This is a genomic window from Pseudalkalibacillus hwajinpoensis, assembly GCF_015234585.1.
In the GTDB taxonomy this organism is placed as follows: domain Bacteria; phylum Bacillota; class Bacilli; order Bacillales; family Guptibacillaceae; genus Guptibacillus; species Guptibacillus hwajinpoensis_B.
Genome location: NZ_JADFCM010000001.1, coordinates 745,267 through 764,487 on the forward strand (window position 1 = coordinate 745,267; position 19,221 = coordinate 764,487).

The following is a 19,221-nucleotide window of genomic DNA, read 5'->3' on the forward strand; positions in this document are numbered from 1 at the left end:
CGCCTATTTTAAAAAGAATAGGCGCTTCTTTTTCGTCCAATACTGGTAAATGAAGAGACACATTAGGCAAATAATATAGAGAAATAGAATGAGTAGGCCTGAAATCGACTGATGGAATAGCTGTAATAGAATACTAACTAACGTAAAAAAGTAAAGAATGCCAAGAAGATTCTTTAATGTGGTTTCAGTGAAAGAATCTGTCATTCCTGCTCCGATTCTAGCTCCAATGATCGCTCCAATCACTAAGAGAATGGCAAGGGTGATTGGAATGGTAACCGTTTGAATATATGAGAAGAAACCGGTCAATACAATGAAGAAGATGGAAGTTAAAGATGTACCCACTGCAAGTCGTGGCGGAAGACGTAGTACATGAATTAATAGTGGTACCATGACAAAACCGCCCCCCACTCCAAGAGTAGAAGAAATAAATCCGCCTAGTAAGCCGATTAAAATTGTTCGAAGAGGGGAAACAGAAATAGAAACATTTTCTTCATCTATAGTTTGTCCTTTGGAAAGCATGGATATGGAAAAGTATGCGAGAAGAACGATATATAAGATTGAGATAACTGGACCATCGATTTTGCTCTCTTCCAAATATAAGACAAGTGGTTTAGCAACCTGTGTTCCGATCATGCCACTAATCGATAGAAAAAGAGTCACTTTCCATAGAATTCTTTTACTTTGAATATACTTCAAAGATCCAGAAATCGAAGTGCTCATGCTATAAAGAAGGCTAATGGTGATTGCTGTTGCAGGTGAATAACCAAGTAACAAAAGAATAGGTGTGAGGAGAAATCCCCCGCCTACGCCAAAAAATCCTGAGACAGCACCGATTGAGAGGCCAAGTGGTAAAGCCCATAAAAGCAGCAATGTTAAAACTCCTTTGTAGTAAAACTTATTACTGCGTGAATTGCGCTACACTGTGAATCAACCTTTAACAGCATACAATAGTTTTGTATGGAGAGAAAGATAACCTTGAAAATAAAATGCGAATATCAGTTCGCTTTAATTGAAGTTTAAACCATATTCTATGATATAATAAGGGACATGGATGATAGGAACGGAGGCGAAGATGGTGGAAAAAAAGTTCGAGTTGGTATCTGATTATGAGCCTCAAGGCGACCAGCCAGAAGCCATTAAGAAACTTGTACAAGGTGTTCATAATAATGAACGCCACCAAACGTTGCTCGGCGCAACAGGAACTGGTAAAACGTTCACAATGTCTAACGTGATACAAGAGGTGAATAAACCGACCCTCATTATTGCGCACAATAAAACTCTTGCTGGTCAATTATATAGTGAATTTAAGGAGTACTTTCCGCATAACGCTGTGGAATATTTTGTAAGCTATTATGATTATTATCAACCAGAAGCGTACATACCTCAATCGGATACATTCATCGAAAAAGATGCAAGTATTAATGACGAAATAGATAAACTACGACATTCTGCAACATCAAGTTTGTTTGAGCGTAATGACGTCATAATTGTAGCAAGTGTTTCTTGTATTTATGGTCTTGGTAATCCAGAGGAATACAGAAGTCTAGTACTTTCAATTCGAAAAGGAATGGAAAAAGATCGTGATCAACTGTTGCGCGATATGGTCGATATTCAATATTCCCGGAATGATATTAATTTCACACGTGGTACATTCCGCGTTAGAGGAGACGTTGTGGAAATTTTCCCTGTCTCACGAGATGAACACTGTATTCGCGTCGAATTTTTTGGAGATGAAATTGACCGTATCACTGAAGTGAATTCCCTAACAGGTGAAATTCTTGGAGAAAGAGAGCACGTGGCTATATTCCCGGCTTCCCACTTCGTTACCCGTGAAGAAAAGTTAAAAATCGCGATACAGCGAATTGAAGCTGAGCTTGAAGAGAGACTGAAGGTTTTAAATGAAGAAGGCAAACTTCTTGAAGCTCAACGACTTGAACAGCGCACAAGATACGATGTTGAAATGATGGCTGAAATGGGCTTTTGTTCAGGAATTGAAAACTATTCTAGGCATTTGACACTAAGAGAAGCAGGAGCAACGCCATATACATTAATGGACTACTTTCCAGATGATTTCTTAATTATGGTTGATGAATCTCACGTTACGCTTCCCCAAGTAAGAGGAATGTACAATGGAGATCAGGCAAGAAAAGGTGTGTTAGTGGATCATGGATTCCGCTTGCCATCAGCAAAAGATAATCGCCCACTTCGCTTTGAAGAATTTGAAGAGAAGGCTCATCAATTTGTTTATGTATCTGCAACGCCAGGACCATATGAAGAAGAACATTCAACCAAAGTTGTTGAACAAATTATCCGTCCAACCGGTCTGCTTGATCCAACAATTGAAATTCGTCCTATCGAAGGTCAGATTGATGACCTATTAGATGAAATCAATCAGCGGTCTGCACGTAATGAACGGGTACTTGTGACGACGCTCACGAAAAAGATGTCAGAGGATTTAACGGATTATTTGCTTGAAATGGGGGTAAAGGTACGTTACCTTCACTCTGAAATAAAGACGCTCGAGCGAATTGAAATTATTCGTGATCTCCGATTAGGTGTATTTGACGTTCTTGTTGGTATTAACCTTCTAAGGGAAGGTCTTGATATCCCAGAAGTATCTCTTGTTACAATTTTAGATGCAGATAAGGAAGGGTTCTTACGATCTGAGCGTTCTTTAATTCAAACAATCGGACGTGCTGCCCGAAATTCAGGTGGCCATGTTATCTTGTATGCTGATAAAATTACCAATTCAATGGAAGTGGCCATGAATGAAACGAGTCGTAGAAGAGAAATACAACAAGAATACAACGCAAAATATGGCATTACGCCGACAACAATTCAAAAGAAAGTGCGTGAAGGTATAAGAGCAACGATTGCAGCTGAAGATGGAGAAGAATATAAGATTCCTAAGCAAGGTAAGATGACGAAGCAAGAGCGTGCTAAAGTGATTGAAAATGTGGAAACTGAAATGAAGGAAGCTGCACGAGAACTGAATTTCGAACGTGCTGCAGAACTTCGTGACCTACTATTAGAGCTTAAAGCGGAAGGATGACGAACAGATGGCAAACGATGAGATCGTCGTCAAAGGGGCAAGAGCCCATAATTTAAAAAATATAGATGTATCGATCCCAAGAGATAAGCTTGTTGTTGTAACAGGCTTATCAGGATCAGGAAAATCATCTCTAGCGTTTGATACGATTTATGCAGAAGGACAGAGACGGTATGTTGAATCGTTATCAGCATATGCAAGACAATTTCTTGGACAGATGGATAAGCCGGATGTAGATGCTATTGAAGGTCTGTCTCCCGCCATTTCTATTGATCAAAAGACAACGAGTCGTAACCCTCGTTCAACGGTTGGAACGGTAACCGAGATTTATGACTACCTCCGTCTTCTATTTGCAAGAATCGGACGTCCTGTTTGTCCACGTCATGGCGTAGAAATTACGTCACAGACGATCGAGCAAATGGTTGATCGGATACTGACTTATGAAGAGCGAACTAAGCTTCAAATTCTATCCCCAGTCGTTTCAGGTCGTAAAGGCGAACATGTGAAAGTATTAGAAGATATTAAGAAGCAAGGCTATGTTCGCGTACGAGTAGATGGAGAGATGATGGAAGTTGCGGATGAGATCTCGCTAGAAAAAAACAAGAAACATTCCATTGAAGTTGTGATTGATCGTATTGTAGTGAAAGAAGGCGTTCAATCAAGATTAGCAGATTCACTTGAAACCGCCCTTAATCTTGGAGGTGGCCAGGTGATCGTAGATGTGATGGGGCAGGAAGAGCTTCTTTTCAATCAGCATCATTCCTGTCCGTACTGTGGTTTTTCAATCGGGGAATTGGAGCCGAGATTATTTTCGTTTAATAGTCCATTTGGTGCTTGTCCTTCTTGTGACGGCTTAGGACTGAAACTTGAAGTGGATCTTGACCTAGTCATACCGGATTGGGACAAATCCCTTCGAGAACATGCCATTGCACCTTGGGAGCCGGTAAGTTCCAATTACTACCCACAGCTACTTCAAAGTGTTTGTAATCATTTTGGAATTGATATGGATACCCCAGTAGACAAAATTCCTAGAGCACAGCTCGATAAAGTGCTTTATGGTAGCGATGGGGAAAAAGTTTACTTCCGTTATGAAAATGATTTTGGGCAGGTTCGTGAAAATAACGTTCCTTTTGAAGGAGTTATTCCAAACGTTGAACGACGCTATCGTGAAACTAGTTCAGATTATATCCGTGAGCAAATGGAAGCCTATATGGCACAAAAACCTTGTCCAACTTGTAAAGGTTATCGATTAAAGAAAGAAGCTCGCTCTGTCTTAATTAATGGAAAGCATATTGGCGAAGCAACGGAATATGCGATTAAAGATGCTGCTGGCTTTTTTGATCAGTTGGATTTAACTGCAAAAGAAGCTACAATCGGAAAAATGATTTTACGAGAAATCCAGGATCGACTTGGCTTCCTTGTCAATGTTGGTTTGGATTATTTAACGCTTAACCGATCAGCTGGTACATTATCCGGAGGTGAAGCGCAGCGGATTAGACTTGCAACCCAGGTAGGATCAAGATTAATGGGTGTACTGTATATTTTGGATGAACCGTCTATCGGACTACATCAGCGTGATAACGATCGTTTAATATCAACCCTTCAGAACATGCGGGATCTTGGAAATACACTTATCGTTGTGGAGCATGATGAAGATACGATGTTAGCAGCAGATCATATTATTGATATTGGACCTGGTGCAGGAGCCCACGGTGGATATATTACGTCAGAAGGCTCGCCTGCTGAAATAATGAATGACGAGGATTCTTTAACAGGGGAATATCTATCAGGCAAGAAATTTATCCCTGTTCCGACTGAGCGTCGAAAACCAGACGGTCGATATATTGAAATAGTAGGGGCAAAAGAAAATAATCTAAAAAACACGAAGGCGAAGATTCCAATTGGATTATTCACCTGTGTAACGGGTGTATCTGGCTCAGGTAAAAGTACACTTATTAATGAAATTTTATATAAGGCACTTGCTCAGAAACTCCATAAAGCAAAGGATAAACCAGGTGAGCACAAGAAGATAAATGGACTCGAGAATGTGGATAAAGTCATTGATATCGATCAGTCTCCAATTGGCCGTACGCCACGGTCAAATCCTGCAACGTATACAGGAGTTTTTGATGACATTCGTGATGTTTTTGCACAAACAAATGAAGCAAAAGTTCGCGGGTATAAGAAGGGACGATTCAGCTTTAACGTCAAAGGTGGACGTTGTGAAGCTTGTCGTGGTGATGGGATTATTAAAATTGAAATGCACTTCTTGCCAGACGTTTATGTGCCGTGTGAAGTATGTCATGGCAAACGCTATAATCGTGAAACGCTTGAAATTGAATACAAGGGTATGAATATTGCCGATATTCTTGAGATGACGGTAGAAGATGGTCTAGATTTCTTTAAAAACATTCCAAAGATTAATCGTAAACTTCAAACGCTTTATGATGTCGGATTAAGCTATATTAAATTAGGTCAGCCTGCAACAACCGTATCCGGTGGTGAAGCGCAGCGTGTGAAGCTAGCTTCACAACTATACAAACGTTCAACGGGTAAAACCCTATATATTCTTGATGAACCGACTACGGGATTACATGTAGACGATATTTCAAGGTTACTGGAAGTTTTACAGAGACTTGTTGAAAACGGTGATTCTGTCCTCATTATTGAGCATAATCTAGATGTCATCAAAACCGCTGATTACCTCATTGATCTTGGACCTGAAGGTGGCGACGGTGGTGGTGAAATCATTGCAACTGGCACACCAGAAAAAATTGTGAAAGAAGAGCGTTCCTATACGGGAAGTTACCTTGCCCCAATTCTAGAGCGTGATAAGAACCGGATGAAGAAAAGGTTAGAACAAACACAGTCAGTATAATTGGAAAAGACAGCGATCGCTGTCTTTTCGTTTTTCTTTTTCATTTTTGAAACTTTCTTTTTGACGAATCGTATAGATAGTTAGAGAATATTGAAAGGGGAAGCAATTATGTCTGTTGAGAAAGTGATGTCCTCCCTTTGTTATTTTAGCGTTTTTTTCGCACCGTTTCTTTTCCCAATCATCGTTTATTTTGTGGTGAAGGATGAAGAAGTCTCTTACCATGCGAAGCGCTCGATAGTTTCTCATCTCCTTCCATTCCTCACTATCCTTCTTGCGTTGGTGGCTGTTTTTATGATGGATATAGGAGTTGTGATCATTTTAGGTTTTTTATTGTTTAGTTTACTAAATGTCATTGTGTTTGTTTGGAACATTGTCAAAGGTATTCAGGTTCTCCGCTGGTAATCGTACAGGGGTTCACACGAATTTAAAAAAGGAGATGTTTTGAATGAATGAAGAACGTAGAATGATTTTGAAAATGATTGAAGATGGTAAAATATCAGCTGATGAGGGTGCGAAACTGTTAAAAGCTCTTGGCACAAACGAAAAATCCGAAGAAACGAAGCAAGAGAAGTCTTCAGATTCTAACGCGGATCGGTCGGCTCCAGCATATAGAGTAGGTCAATTCGTTGAGTCGCTCATACAAAAAGTAAAGGATATGGATCTTGATTTCAACTTTGGTTCTTCTGAAGAGGTTTCCCATGTTTTTGAACAATCAGAGGTTTCGACGGAGACACTTGATGTTCATGTTCGAAATGGGGAAATTACATTCCAGACATGGGACCGTAACGACGTAAAAATTGATTGTCGTGCTAATGTTTACAGAGTGTCTAATCAAAAAGATGCCATGGATAAGCTTCTCCGTGAAACGTACTTTTCCGTTGATAATGATAAAGTAACTTTTAAATCAGAACGTGCCGATGTGAAAGTGAATTTAGTCATTTATGTTCCTGCTAAAGAATATCAAGGTGTATGGATAACGACCTTCAATGGTGACGTTACAGGTGAAGGAATGAACTCTGCGAAAGCTAAGTTAAAAACAGGGAATGGTAAAATTGGCATTCGAAAATCTACGGTGAAAGTGCTTGAAGCTGAGACCGGAAACGGCGCAATTTCTGTAGAAGATACAAATGGAGAAGTTTGTGAGCTCGAGACAGCAAACGGCCCAATTACAATTGATGGGACATTTGTTGAAGCTGATGCGCAATCCATGAACGGAGCTATTCGTCATACTCTTACCAATCCAGTAAGCGGAAGTGCAGACCTTAAAACAGTAAACGGTACGATTCAAATTGTTGTGCCGAAGGGTATGAATATTAAAGGTGATCTAAAATCGACGATTGGAGCGATTACGACTGACCTTGATCATATGAGTATTATTCGCGAGAAGAAAGAAATTTCTCACCGATTGAAGAAGTTTAGAACAGAAGAAGAATCAGAACATAACTATCGAATTGAAGCCAATTCGACTGCTGGTTCGATTTCAGTGTCGTATCTTTAATGGCTCGAATAAGGTGTAATTAACAGTTTATACCATTAAGGTCAATTGTAAGGAGGAATCGTGATGCGCCACTGGATTGTAAGCTTACTCGTCAACAGTATAGTATTAATGGTCGTAGCAGGATATTTTGAAGGTTTTTACCTTCAAGGAATCGGGTCGGCTATACTGGCAAGCGTGCTCCTTGCAATTGTGAATGTTTTTGTGAAGCCGATTTTAATTTTACTTACGCTTCCTGTTACGATTGTCACTCTGGGTCTGTTTCTCATTGTCATTAATGCTATTACGCTTATGATAACGGCCTTTTTAATGGGAGAAGCTTTCGTAATTGATGGTTTTATGATGGCCATTCTTGCTGCGCTTATTATAGGTTTGTTGAACTTGTTAATTGATAAAGTGATTATCGAACCTATTCGTAATAAAGCCTAAAAGCACGCCCTCTTGTGAGGGCGTGTTTTTCGTCGCATTCGGAAGTGCTTTTTCTGGTAAGATAATAAGAAAAGGAGGGGTGTGCATGTCATTTCATAACCAGAGCATTTTGCCTGCTGTTAGGAAGATGCGTGATTTTGAAACATTATTGAACAGTAAGTATACATATATCGTGCTTTTAGATACGCACATTGGTCAGTTGAAATCGGTGATTAAGGAAGGGAATCGAGCAGGGAAAAAGATTCTTCTTCATGCTGATTTAGTTCAAGGGTTAAGGAATGATGAACATGGTGCAGAATTTCTCTGTCAGGAAGTAAAGCCTGCTGGATTAATTTCTACAAGATCGAGCGTTCTTTCCGTTGCTAAACGGAGAGGGATTCTTTCTGTGCAGCGTTTGTTTATGCTTGATTCAATGGCCCTTGATACCAGTTACAGCATGGTCAGAAATACGAAGCCAGACTGTGTTGAGGTATTGCCTGGTATCATTCCGCAGGTTTTTGAAGAGCTTCATGAACAAATTAAAGTACCTATTTTCGCAGGAGGATTTATTCGTTCAGTAGAGGATGTAGAAGCGGCGTTAAGAGGTGGTGCTGCTGCTGTAACAACCTCTAAGAAAGAGCTGTGGAGACATTTCCAACCAAATTAATCCAGTTGACATCGCTTACATTCATCTGGTTAAATAGTATTAGGTTAATAACTCGTGCCTGAGATGAGGAGAACCACACACAAGTCCTATCATTTAGATAGGAAAGATTGTTGTGGTTTTTTTTATTTACCCTTTTAGAATAATAAAAAAAGGGAATAGATACATGGAAGAGTTTTTACCTAAACTCAAGAGGAAGGTGACTAAGTTGACTCCATTTATTGGTGAAATATTAGGAACTATGATTTTAATTATTTTTGGTGGTGGCGTTGTTGCAAACGTTAACTTAAAAGATTCTAAAGCTCAGGGAGGTGGATGGATCGTTGTAGCCCTCGGTTGGGGACTTGGTGTTGCGATGGGTGTTTATGCTGTTGGACAAGTTAGTGGGGCTCACCTCAATCCAGCTGTAACATTAGGACTAGCTGCCGTTGGCGATTTTCCATGGAGCGATGTACCGAGCTACATAACGGCGCAAATGATTGGTGCATTCCTCGGTGGATGTATTGTATATTTTCATTTTCTACCTCATTTTCGTAGAGAAGATGATAAAGCGCTTAAATTAGCTGTTTTTTCTACTGACCCTGCTATACCGCATACGTTCAGCAACTTTTTAAGTGAGTTTATTGGGACGGCTATGCTTTTAATTGGGTTACTAGCGATTGGTTCTAATGAATTTACAGATGGACTGAATCCATTCATCGTTGGTTTTCTCATTGTAGCTATTGGTCTATCACTAGGCGGTACGACTGGTTACGCCATTAACCCTGCTCGTGATCTTGGTCCAAGAATCGCACACTTTTTCTTACCTATTCCAGGTAAAGGTGATTCGAATTGGCAATATGCATGGATTCCAGTTATAGGGCCAGTGTGTGGGGGAATGTATGGAGCCATTCTTTTTAAAGCGGTAACAGAAGCAAGTTATGGTATGATTTTCTGGATAGCTACAGTGATTACAGCCATTTTATTTATTGTGTTATATCAGCTTAGTGATAAACTTCAAGATTCTGTTCACTCTTCTTCAGAGGCTAAAAATTAATCTTCATAACTATATTTAGGGAGGAATTATCATGTCAGAGAAGTTCATTCTATCATTAGACCAAGGAACTACGAGTTCACGTGCCATTTTGTTTAATAAGAAAGGTGAAATTGTAAACGTTGCTCAAAAAGAATTTAAGCAGTATTTTCCTAAGGCTGGTTGGGTTGAGCACGATGCTCAAGAAATCTGGAGCTCTATTCTTTCGGTAATGGCTCAAGTTCTTTCGTCCACTTCTGAGTTGTCTGCGAAAGACATTGAAGCCATCGGGATTACAAATCAACGTGAAACAACAGTTGTTTGGGATAAAAATACTGGTAAGCCAATCTACCATGCAATTGTATGGCAGTCTCGCCAAACAGCCGGAATCGTCAATGAATTAAAAGAACAGGGCTATGGAGAAATGGTTCGAGATAAAACTGGTCTTCTAATCGATGCTTACTTTTCTGGAACGAAAGTTAAATGGATTCTGGATAATGTTGATGGTGCACGCGAGAAGGCTGAGAATGGGGATCTTCTCTTTGGTACAATTGATTCCTGGTTGATCTGGAAACTTTCTGGTGGGAAAGCACACGTGACGGATTATACAAATGCTTCTCGTACGATGATGTATAACATTTATGACTTGAAATGGGACGATGAGTTGCTTGAAATGCTGAATGTTCCTAAGTCAATGCTTCCTGAAGTTCGCCCATCTTCTGAAGTATATGCTAATACAGTCGATTACCACTTCTTCGGTCAGAATGTCCCAATTGCTGGGGTGGCCGGAGACCAGCAAGCAGCATTATTTGGTCAGGCATGTTATGAAAAAGGAATGGCTAAGAACACATATGGTACAGGTTGTTTCATGCTTATGAATACAGGTGAAAAAGCGGTTAAGTCAGATAATGGACTTCTCACGACAATCGCATGGGGCGTTGATGGAAAAGTGGAATATGCTCTTGAAGGTAGTATTTTCGTCGCGGGATCAGCAATTCAATGGCTAAGAGACGGATTACGTATGTTTAACGAAGCACCAGAAAGTGAGCGCTATGCGGAACGCGTTGAGTCAACAGACGGTGTGTATATGGTACCTGCCTTTGTTGGTCTTGGTACACCTTATTGGGATAGCGATGTAAAAGGTGCTGTATTTGGATTAACAAGAGGAACGAGTAAGGAGCACTTTGTTCGTGCAACTCTTGAATCACTTGCTTATCAAACAAGAGATGTTCTTGATGCGATGACAGCTGATTCTGGCATCGACTTGAAAACACTTCGCGTCGATGGAGGCGTAGTAAACAATAGCTTCTTGATGCAATTCCAGAGCGATATCATTGGTGTACCTGTTGAGCGTCCGACTGTTAGTGAGACGACTGCACTTGGTGCAGCTTATCTTGCAGGACTTGCGACAGGATATTGGAAGAATAAAGAAGAGATCAAAAAGCAATGGATGATTGATCACACGTTTGATCCTCAAATGAAAGAAGATCAGAGAGAAGAGCTTTACGGAGGATGGAAGAAAGCTGTAAATGCTACAATGGCTTTTAAATAATCCTTTTCTGTAGGCATAGTCTTCTAACTGTGTTACAATGGAGACAAGTTAATATAGTTCTGGTCGGAGAATAGGAGAAGACCACAGCGCCCAAGCATAGTTTGTTATGCTCTGGTGTGTTGTGGTCTTTTTTTGTCCTTTAAACCAGTTTTCTTAGTAGCAATGTTCAATCTTATGCTTAAGAAACCCTACATTAGGGGTAAAGTACTGAAGAGGTATTAATTAATCATTTTAAAAATGTAAGTGTTTATATAACAAAAGGGAGTGTGTTCATCTTGGTTAAACCATTTTCAGGATTACAAAGAAGCGTTGTGCTTGATCAAATTGTATCAGAGGAGTTAGATGTACTCGTTGTTGGCGGCGGAATTACAGGGGCAGGTATCTTACTTGATTCTGCATCTCGTGGAATGAACTCGGCTGTTATCGAAATGCAGGATTTCGCTGCTGGTACGTCAAGTCGTTCAACGAAACTTGTTCACGGTGGATTGCGTTATTTGAAAAATCTCGAAATTGGATTAGTCGCTGAAGTTGGTAAAGAGCGAGCGATCGTTTATGAAAATGCTCCTCACGTTACAACACCTGAATGGATGCTACTACCAATTATTAAAGGCGGTACATTCGGCAAATTTTCTACTGGAGCTGGTCTTGCACTTTATGACAGACTGGCTGGTGTTAAACGGAAAGAAAGAAGAAGCATGCTTTCTAAGAAGGAAGCGCTAGACAAAGAGCCGCTTCTTCGTAAAAGTGATGTGAAGGGCGGCGGATATTATGTTGAGTATCGAACAGATGATGCCCGTCTCACGCTTGAAATTATGAAAGAAGCCGTTCATCGCGGTGGAAAAGCTGTAAACTATGTGAAAGCAGAACAGCTTTTATATGAAGATGGTAAGATTGTTGGTGTACGAGCTAAAGACGTTGTAACAGGTGAAACACGTGAGATTAGAGCGAAAAAAGTTGTGAATGCAGCTGGCCCATGGGTCGATGAAATTCGTGGTCTTGATCAATCGAAAAAAGGTAAGCACATGTTCCTAACTAAAGGGGTTCACCTAGTATTTGATCAATCTAAATTCCCACTTCAACAAGCCGTCTATTTCGACACGCCATTTAATGATGGGCGAATGATGTTTGCAATCCCACGCGCCGGCAAAACGTATATCGGTACAACGGATACGCATTATACGAAAAATCCTGTACATCCGCAGATGACAGTAGAAGACAGAGATTATATTGTTGATGCAGCGAACTATATGTTCCCAAGCATTAATGTAACAAAAGAAGATGTGGAATCAAGCTGGTCAGGTGTACGTCCGTTGATTCACGAAGAAGGAAAAGACCCATCTGAAATTTCTCGTAAAGATGAGATCTTCCTATCAGATTCCGGTTTGATTACCATTGCTGGTGGTAAATTAACGGGCTATCGCAAAATGGCTGAAAAAGTCGTTAGTCTGATTGCGGATCAATTTAAAGAAGAAAAATATAAGAAATTCCCTGCTTCTACTACAAAGAATATGGTTCTCTCTGGTGGCTATGTTGGAGGAAGCAAAGGCTTTAAGGAATATGCAACAGAACAAGTTCGTAGAGGTACAACACTTGGTCTAAGTGTTAATGAAGCAGAAACCCTCGTGCAGCGATATGGTTCTAACATTGAACGAATTTATCAAATCATTGAAACGGTCGGAACGGAAGCGAATTTCCATAACTTAAGTCTTGAAGTATTCGCTACCCTTATCTATGGTATTGAAGAAGAAATGGTGGCAACTCCACTTGATTACTTCAATCGTAGAACAAGTGCCCTTTACTTTGACATTGATTGGGTTCGTCGCTGGAAAGAGCCAGTTATCGAGTATATGGCTAAGCGACTTAACTGGTCAAATGAAATGAAACAAGCACACATTCAAGAGCTAGATAAGCAAATGCATGATGCTGTTGTGCCATTAAAAGTAAAATAAGCTTTTCAAACCGAAGCATTCGCTTCGGTTTTTTTTGTATTTTAAGGAGTGTTAATCTTCTGAAGGGTGAGAGTGGGTCAGGTACGTACCTGACCCCACTCTCATGACCCCACTCTCAAAAAGGGCTCCAATTCTGTATGTGCTTTGAAATAGGAAATGGTACAATAGGGGAAGTTGAAATGGAACCGTCTTTTTGGTTCTTACATAGGAGGTTTACGAATGGTTAAAGTTCGTATGAAAGATGTCATTGAGAAGTTCAGTCTTGAGCTTGTGAGCGGGGAGGAAGGGATTCATCGTCCGATCACAACGAGTGATATTTCACGACCGGGACTAGAAATGGCTGGTTTTTTCACTTATTATCCAGCAGAACGTTTGCAGCTACTCGGAAAGACAGAGATGTCCTTCTTTCATGGTTTAACAGATGAGCAGAAAGTAGAGCGGATGCAGAAGCTCTGTACAGACGAAACACCTGGGATAGTTCTTTCTAGAGATATGGAAGTTCCTGAGGAATTGATCGCGTCATCTAAAGAAAAAGATGTTCCTATTTTACGATCTAATATGACAACGACTCGCTTAAGCAGCCGCTTAACGAATTATCTTGAGAGTCAGCTTGCGCCAAACACTGCGATTCACGGTGTTCTTGTGGATATTTATGGCGTAGGTGTACTCATTACAGGCTCGAGTGGCGTAGGGAAAAGTGAAACAGCTCTTGAGCTTGTAAAGCGTGGTCATCGTCTTGTAGCAGATGATTCCGTGGAAATCCGTCAGGAAGCGGAAAATACGCTAGTCGGTAGCGCTCCTGAATTAATTCAACATTTACTTGAAATAAGAGGCCTCGGCATCATTAACGTCATGACGTTGTTTGGTGCAGGTGCGATTCGAAATTACAAAAAGATCTCCCTAGTGATGAATCTAGAACTTTGGGATTCGAAAAAGGTTTATGATCGTCTTGGTCTTGAAGAGGAGTATATGAAAATCATTGATTCGAATGTGCCAAGACTTGTTGTGCCAGTTCGTCCAGGACGAAACCTTGCGATCATTATAGAAGTAGCAGCGATGAATTTCCGTCTGAAAAATATGGGGATGAATGCAGCAAAGCAATTTTCAGAAAGACTGACAAGAGAGATTGAAGATGGAGACGAGCACGACAGCATCTAATCTTAATCAAGATATGGATAAAGGAGAGACAACGACATGCTAGCCTCAATACAGCCTCTTGATCGCGTCGCGCTAGAGCTTGGACCGATCTCGATTTACTGGTACGGCATTATCATTGCTTTTGGAGCTTACCTTGGCTTGCTTCTAGCTATGAGAGAAACAAAGCGCCAGGGCCTGCCAAAAGAAACCTTTGTTGATCTAATTTTATGGGCTGTCCCCATAGCCATTATTTCAGCGCGTATTTACTATGTTATTTTCCAGTGGAGCTACTACAAAGATAATCCTGGTGACATCTTTGCCATTTGGGAAGGTGGTATCGCCATTCACGGTGCATTAATTGGTTCTGTTATTACAGCTATTATTTTCACTAGAAAGCGTGGACTATCTTTCTGGAAAATTGCTGACATCGCTGCTCCGAGTATTATACTAGGGCAAGCGATCGGACGTTGGGGTAACTTTATGAACCAGGAAGCGCATGGGGGACCTGTCACTAGAGCATTTCTCGAGAATCTGATGCTTCCGGATTTTATTATTAATCAAATGTATATTGACGGGACTTATTATCACCCGACATTTCTTTACGAATCACTTTGGAACATAGCTGGAGTCGTGCTGCTTGTAATTCTTCAAAGAACGGCCGTTAAGCGAGGAGAAGTTTTCCTTGCTTATGTAACATGGTATTCTATTGGTCGCCTTTATATTGAGGGACTCCGTACAGATAGTCTAATGTTAACGGAATCTTTAAGGGTAGCACAGGTGATTTCAGTTGTATTAATTATTGTGTCGATCGCTTTAATCATTTATCGACGCAAAGTAATGAAAGCAAAGCCTTATAACGAAAAAGGATAGGAGGAGTGTCATTGTGGGCATTTTGCGACGGGGCTTAAAAGCAGGGCTCATAACAACGTGGGACCTTGGGAAAATTATTTTTCCAATCACCTTAGTAATGACCCTCCTTCGTTATACACCTGTTCTCGAATGGATCGTTACGTTAATCGCTCCTGTCATGAAATGGATGGGCTTGTCTGGAGACGCAGCTATTCCTCTTGTGCTAGGGAATTTCTTGAATCTTTATGCGGGGATCGGAGCCATTCTTACACTCGATTTAACGGTCAAAGAGGTGTTTATTTTGGCTGTTATGCTTTCCTTCTCACACAATTTGCTTATTGAGTCAGGCGTTGCTGCAAGAGTGGGTGTAAAGTTATGGGTTATTCTTGCCGTTAGACTGGGGCTTGCTGTCCTCTCTGCTTTTATAATCAACATTGTCTGGCGAGGTGGAAGCGAACAGGCAGCGTATGGTTTTGTTTCTCAAACGAATGAAATGGTTACCGGTTGGGGCTCTATTATTCTTCAAGGATTAGAAAAAGCATCGTTAGGTGTTCTTCAGCTCGCTCTGATCGTGATTCCACTTATGATTTTCATACAGGTTATGAAAGACTTTTCCTGGCTTTCGACGTTTTCACGCTGGATGGCTCCAGTGACGAAGGGGTTAGGTATGAAAGAAAATACATCTACAACGCTTGCTGCAGGTCTTGTTTTTGGGCTCGCTTATGGAGCAGGAGTAATGATTCAAGCTGTAAAAGAAGATGGCGTTGAGAAGAAAGACCTTTACTTAGCGTTTATTTTTCTTGTGGCGTGTCATGCTGTCATTGAGGATACTCTTATTTTCATTCCTCTTGGAATTCCTGTTATCTGGCTTCTTCTCGTAAGACTTGTAACAGCCATACTTTTAACGATTATCGTCTCAGTAATATGGAAGCGACGTGAATTGAACGCTTCAGAAAGAAAGGAACCATCGTATGAGCATTAACACAATTTTATTTGATTTAGACGGAACACTGATTAATACGAATGATTTAATTATGGCTTCATTTAGGCATACGTTTGAACACTTTTATCCAGGTCGTTATGAGGATGAAGAGTTGAAGCAGTTTATTGGAGAGCCACTTTATCTGACATTTGCTAAGCATGATGAAAGTCGAGCGGAAGAAATGGTCGCTTTTTATCGTGAACATAATATCGCAAATCACGATAATCTTGTAACGGAATTCGATGGCGTTTTTGAAACGATTAAGACGCTATCTGAAAACGGATATAAGCTTGCAATTGTGACGTCGAAAATGAGAAACACAGTTGAAATGGGGTTAAAGCTAACTGAGCTTGATCAGTTCTTCCCAGTTGTCATCACAGTTGATGAAGTTGAGAACCCTAAACCGCATCCAGAACAGCTTGAAACAGCAATGAAGGAGCTTCGTTCAGTTCGAGAAGAAACGATTATGGTTGGAGATAGCCAATACGATATTCTTGCTGGACAAAACGCAGGTGTTACGACTGTAGGTGTTTCGTGGACGATTAAAGGGAGCGACTTCCTGGCGTCGTTTAAGCCAGATTACCTTGTTGACCATATGGGAGAACTTCTTGCGATTGCTGGAGTCGAAAAGTGAGAAACACGGAGAGGTACCCCGTTACTGGTAGCAACGCTCTCTGGCAAATTTATAAAACAGTCCCCTTTTGGAAGGTAGTTAAGAATTTTATTGTTATTCAGCTTGCTCGGTATACCCCGTTTATTCCGATGAAAAATTGGTTATATAAGACATTTCTTGGAGTGGAAATCGGCGACCAAACCGCATTTGCCCTAATGGTGATGCTCGACATTATGTTTCCGGAGAAAATTTCAGTCGGGAAGAATTCGATTGTTGGTTACAATACGACCATTCTTGCTCATGAATATTTGATTGATGAGTATCGACTTGGAGATGTTGTGATTGGCGATCGCGTAATGATCGGAGCAAATACTACTTTGCTTCCTGGCATTACAATTGGTGACGGAGCGATTGTTTCAGCTGGAACGCTTGTTCATAAAAGTGTGCCAGCAGGGGCTTTTGTTGGTGGGAATCCGATGCAGGTGATTTATACGAAAGAAGAACGAGCAAAGCATGATATATAGAAATCCCGTAGCATATTGCTACGGGATTTCTATTAGTTATTCGTCACCTTGATCAGTTAAAATTACCGGGCCGTCTTTTGTAATTGCGAGCGTATGCTCATACTGAGCTGATGTAGAACCATCTACTGTGCGAGCTGTCCAGCCGTCTTCGTCAATTGTGCTATATGGTTTACCGATGTTTAGCATCGGTTCAATTGTAATCACCATACCTTCTTTCAATCGTGCTCCTGTACCAGGTTGACCAAAGTGTGGAATCATTGGTTCTTCGTGAAGGGTAGGTCCAATGCCATGTCCAGTGAAGTCACGGACAACGCCAAAGCCTTCTGCTTCAGCGTATTTTTGAATCGCATGGCCAATATCGCCAATACGATTGCCAATGACTGCCTGCTCGATACCAAGGTAGAGGGACTTTTTCGTCGCTTCAAGCAAATGCTGCTTTTCCTCTGAAATTTCTCCAACTGCATACGTCCATGCAGAATCAGCGAGTGCGCCATTCAAATTGACAACCATATCAATTGTAACGATGTCGCCTTCTTTTAATTTTTTCGAACCTGGGAATCCGTGGCAAATGACATCATTAACTGAAGCACACGTTGCGTAAGGATAGTCCTGGTATCCCTTTTGCTCAGGTGTCGCGCCGCGTTCTTCTAGAAAGAGTTCAACAAAGTCATCGATTTGTTTGGTTGTTACACCAGGCTTGATAATGCTTCGTAATTCTTTGTGACAATCGGCAAGTACTTCGCCTGCTTCTTTCATTAATTGAATCTCTCGATTTGTTTTACGGTGAATCATATTTTCGCCTACTTTCTGCGTATTCATTTATTCTATTAGGTGTTTCTTCCACCTGCTATTGGCTATTATCGTTTATTTTCTAACACGTTATGCGGAAGAACTTCCCTCAGTTACTGTAACAAAAAAACCCGCAAATTGCAGGTTTATTGTTTAGCTTATATTAATGAACCAAAAATAAAGATATCAACAATATAAGCCAACATAGCTATTGATTAAAGTAAATAAAATCCTATCCCCATGATTAAGTAAGCAGCAAGTAATGTTGCTCCTTCAAACCAGTTTGTTTCTCCATCATTACTAATCACAATCATAAGTAAGACAGCTGTTACCATAGTGACAAGCTCTGGTAATGTAAATACGAGTGGCATTTGTACTGGGAAGAAAAGAGAGATTAGGACAAGTAGCGGTGCAACAAACATCGCAACTTGAAGCGTTGAACCTACTGCAATTTCCACAGCAACATCCATTTTGTTTTTGTAGGCCATAATAATAGCTGAAGCATGTTCAGCGGCATTTCCTACAATCGCTACAATAATCACCCCGATGAATAACTCGCTCCATCCAAACGTTTCTCCAACTGTTTCAAACGTATGAACAAGGCTTTCTGACACGTAAGCAACGGCGGCTGTGGAGAGTGCTAGAACGAGCATTGCTTTTTTTCTGCTCCATTCAGGCTCTTCATGTGTGTGATCGCTACCTTCTTGGTCTGAGACGTGCTGATAGACGCCGCGGTGAGTGACGAGCTTGAAGAAGAGAGCGGCAAGGTAAAGAATGATGAGGATAATGGAAATGCCTGTACTCAATGAAATGGCTTCAGCGTCACTCATGCCCATTGAAAAAACTTCAGGAATAACAAACGCTACGATGACACCAAACATAAGTAATCCTGAGTTGTGCCTTGCATCGTATACATTGAATTTTTGCCTTTTGAATTTTAAGCCTCCAACGAAAAAGGATAATCCAGCAACGAGAAGTAGATTTCCCAGTACTGATCCTGTTAGCGAAGCGAGCACAATTTCAATTAACCCTTCTCTTAATGCAAAGATAGAAATGATCAGTTCAACAGCATTGCCAAATGTGGCGTTTAACAATCCACCAATTCTAGGGCCAGAGATAACAGCAAGGCTTTCCGTCGCTCTTCCCATAAAAGCAGCAAGAGAAATGATTGTTAAGCAATAGACAATAAACATTAGTGTTTGCGACCAGTGAAGAAGACTTCCGGCAACGGACAATGGTACTCCAATAATAACTAGGAAGAAGAAGATTTTATTGACCACATGACACATCCTCTCTTTTCATCATCTACTCTTTTCCTCA

General features: G+C 40.7%; 17 protein-coding genes. 14 read left to right on the forward strand and 3 right to left on the reverse strand.

Features of this window, described 5'->3' with window-relative positions; all coding sequences use genetic code 11:
* Positions 1-3: 3 nt before the first annotated feature.
* Positions 4-870 (reverse strand): sulfite exporter TauE/SafE family protein, encoded by an 867-nt coding sequence (locus IQ283_RS03480; protein ID WP_194218758.1) that lies wholly within the window; start codon positions 868-870, stop codon positions 4-6.
* A gap of 205 nt (positions 871-1,075) precedes the next feature.
* Between IQ283_RS03480 and uvrB the strand changes: the two genes are divergently transcribed.
* The 14 genes from uvrB (at position 1,076) to IQ283_RS03550 (ending at position 17,112) form a co-directional block, all read left to right on the forward strand.
* Complete coding sequence (uvrB, locus tag IQ283_RS03485; protein WP_194219584.1) at positions 1,076-3,052, forward strand: excinuclease ABC subunit UvrB; 1,977 nt, start codon at positions 1,076-1,078, stop codon at positions 3,050-3,052.
* 7 nt (positions 3,053-3,059) lie between these two features.
* A complete protein-coding gene (gene uvrA / locus IQ283_RS03490) occupies positions 3,060-5,927 on the forward strand; it encodes an excinuclease ABC subunit UvrA (RefSeq protein ID WP_194218759.1) in 2,868 nt (955 codons plus the stop codon).
* 108 nt (positions 5,928-6,035) lie between these two features.
* Positions 6,036-6,329: a DUF4870 domain-containing protein gene (locus IQ283_RS03495; RefSeq protein ID WP_194218760.1), complete on the forward strand. Its 294-nt coding sequence runs from the start codon at positions 6,036-6,038 to the stop codon at positions 6,327-6,329.
* A gap of 43 nt (positions 6,330-6,372) precedes the next feature.
* Positions 6,373-7,425 (forward strand): DUF4097 family beta strand repeat-containing protein, encoded by a 1,053-nt coding sequence (locus IQ283_RS03500; protein WP_194218761.1) that lies wholly within the window; start codon positions 6,373-6,375, stop codon positions 7,423-7,425.
* Positions 7,426-7,488: 63 nt separating this feature from the next.
* Positions 7,489-7,851, forward strand: coding sequence for a phage holin family protein (locus IQ283_RS03505; protein WP_194218762.1), 363 nt, complete (start codon positions 7,489-7,491; stop codon positions 7,849-7,851).
* An 85-nt stretch (positions 7,852-7,936) separates the two neighbouring features.
* Positions 7,937-8,497 (forward strand): glycerol-3-phosphate responsive antiterminator, encoded by a 561-nt coding sequence (locus IQ283_RS03510; RefSeq protein ID WP_194218763.1) that lies wholly within the window; start codon positions 7,937-7,939, stop codon positions 8,495-8,497.
* Between the two features lie 205 nt (positions 8,498-8,702).
* Positions 8,703-9,530, forward strand: a complete 828-nt coding sequence (locus IQ283_RS03515) for an MIP/aquaporin family protein (protein ID WP_194219585.1) — start codon at positions 8,703-8,705, stop codon at positions 9,528-9,530.
* Between the two features lie 31 nt (positions 9,531-9,561).
* The gene (gene glpK, locus IQ283_RS03520; protein ID WP_194218764.1) at positions 9,562-11,058 is read left to right on the forward strand and encodes a glycerol kinase GlpK; all 1,497 of its coding nucleotides are present in this window, start codon (positions 9,562-9,564) and stop codon (positions 11,056-11,058) included.
* Between the two features lie 272 nt (positions 11,059-11,330).
* Complete coding sequence (locus IQ283_RS03525) at positions 11,331-13,007, forward strand: glycerol-3-phosphate dehydrogenase/oxidase (RefSeq protein WP_206759438.1); 1,677 nt, start codon at positions 11,331-11,333, stop codon at positions 13,005-13,007.
* Between the two features lie 219 nt (positions 13,008-13,226).
* Positions 13,227-14,165, forward strand: a complete 939-nt coding sequence (gene hprK / locus IQ283_RS03530; RefSeq protein WP_194218766.1) for an HPr(Ser) kinase/phosphatase — start codon at positions 13,227-13,229, stop codon at positions 14,163-14,165.
* 36 nt (positions 14,166-14,201) lie between these two features.
* Positions 14,202-15,014: a prolipoprotein diacylglyceryl transferase gene (gene lgt, locus IQ283_RS03535; RefSeq protein ID WP_194218767.1), complete on the forward strand. Its 813-nt coding sequence runs from the start codon at positions 14,202-14,204 to the stop codon at positions 15,012-15,014.
* Positions 15,015-15,024: 10 nt separating this feature from the next.
* A complete protein-coding gene (locus IQ283_RS03540; protein ID WP_194219586.1) occupies positions 15,025-15,975 on the forward strand; it encodes a nucleoside recognition domain-containing protein in 951 nt (316 codons plus the stop codon).
* The gene (gene ppaX, locus IQ283_RS03545) at positions 15,965-16,609 is read left to right on the forward strand and encodes a pyrophosphatase PpaX (protein WP_194218768.1); all 645 of its coding nucleotides are present in this window, start codon (positions 15,965-15,967) and stop codon (positions 16,607-16,609) included. The genes IQ283_RS03540 and ppaX overlap by 11 nt, the downstream gene beginning before the upstream one ends.
* Complete coding sequence (locus tag IQ283_RS03550; RefSeq protein WP_194218769.1) at positions 16,606-17,112, forward strand: acyltransferase; 507 nt, start codon at positions 16,606-16,608, stop codon at positions 17,110-17,112. Before ppaX ends, IQ283_RS03550 begins: the two co-directional genes overlap by 4 nt.
* A 36-nt stretch (positions 17,113-17,148) precedes the next feature.
* Here IQ283_RS03550 and map read toward each other — a convergent pair whose 3' ends face one another.
* Positions 17,149-17,904 (reverse strand): type I methionyl aminopeptidase, encoded by a 756-nt coding sequence (gene map, locus IQ283_RS03555; protein WP_194219587.1) that lies wholly within the window; start codon positions 17,902-17,904, stop codon positions 17,149-17,151.
* A 212-nt stretch (positions 17,905-18,116) separates the two neighbouring features.
* A complete protein-coding gene (cax, locus tag IQ283_RS03560) occupies positions 18,117-19,190 on the reverse strand; it encodes a calcium/proton exchanger (RefSeq protein ID WP_194218770.1) in 1,074 nt (357 codons plus the stop codon).
* Positions 19,191-19,221: the final 31 nt, after the last annotated feature.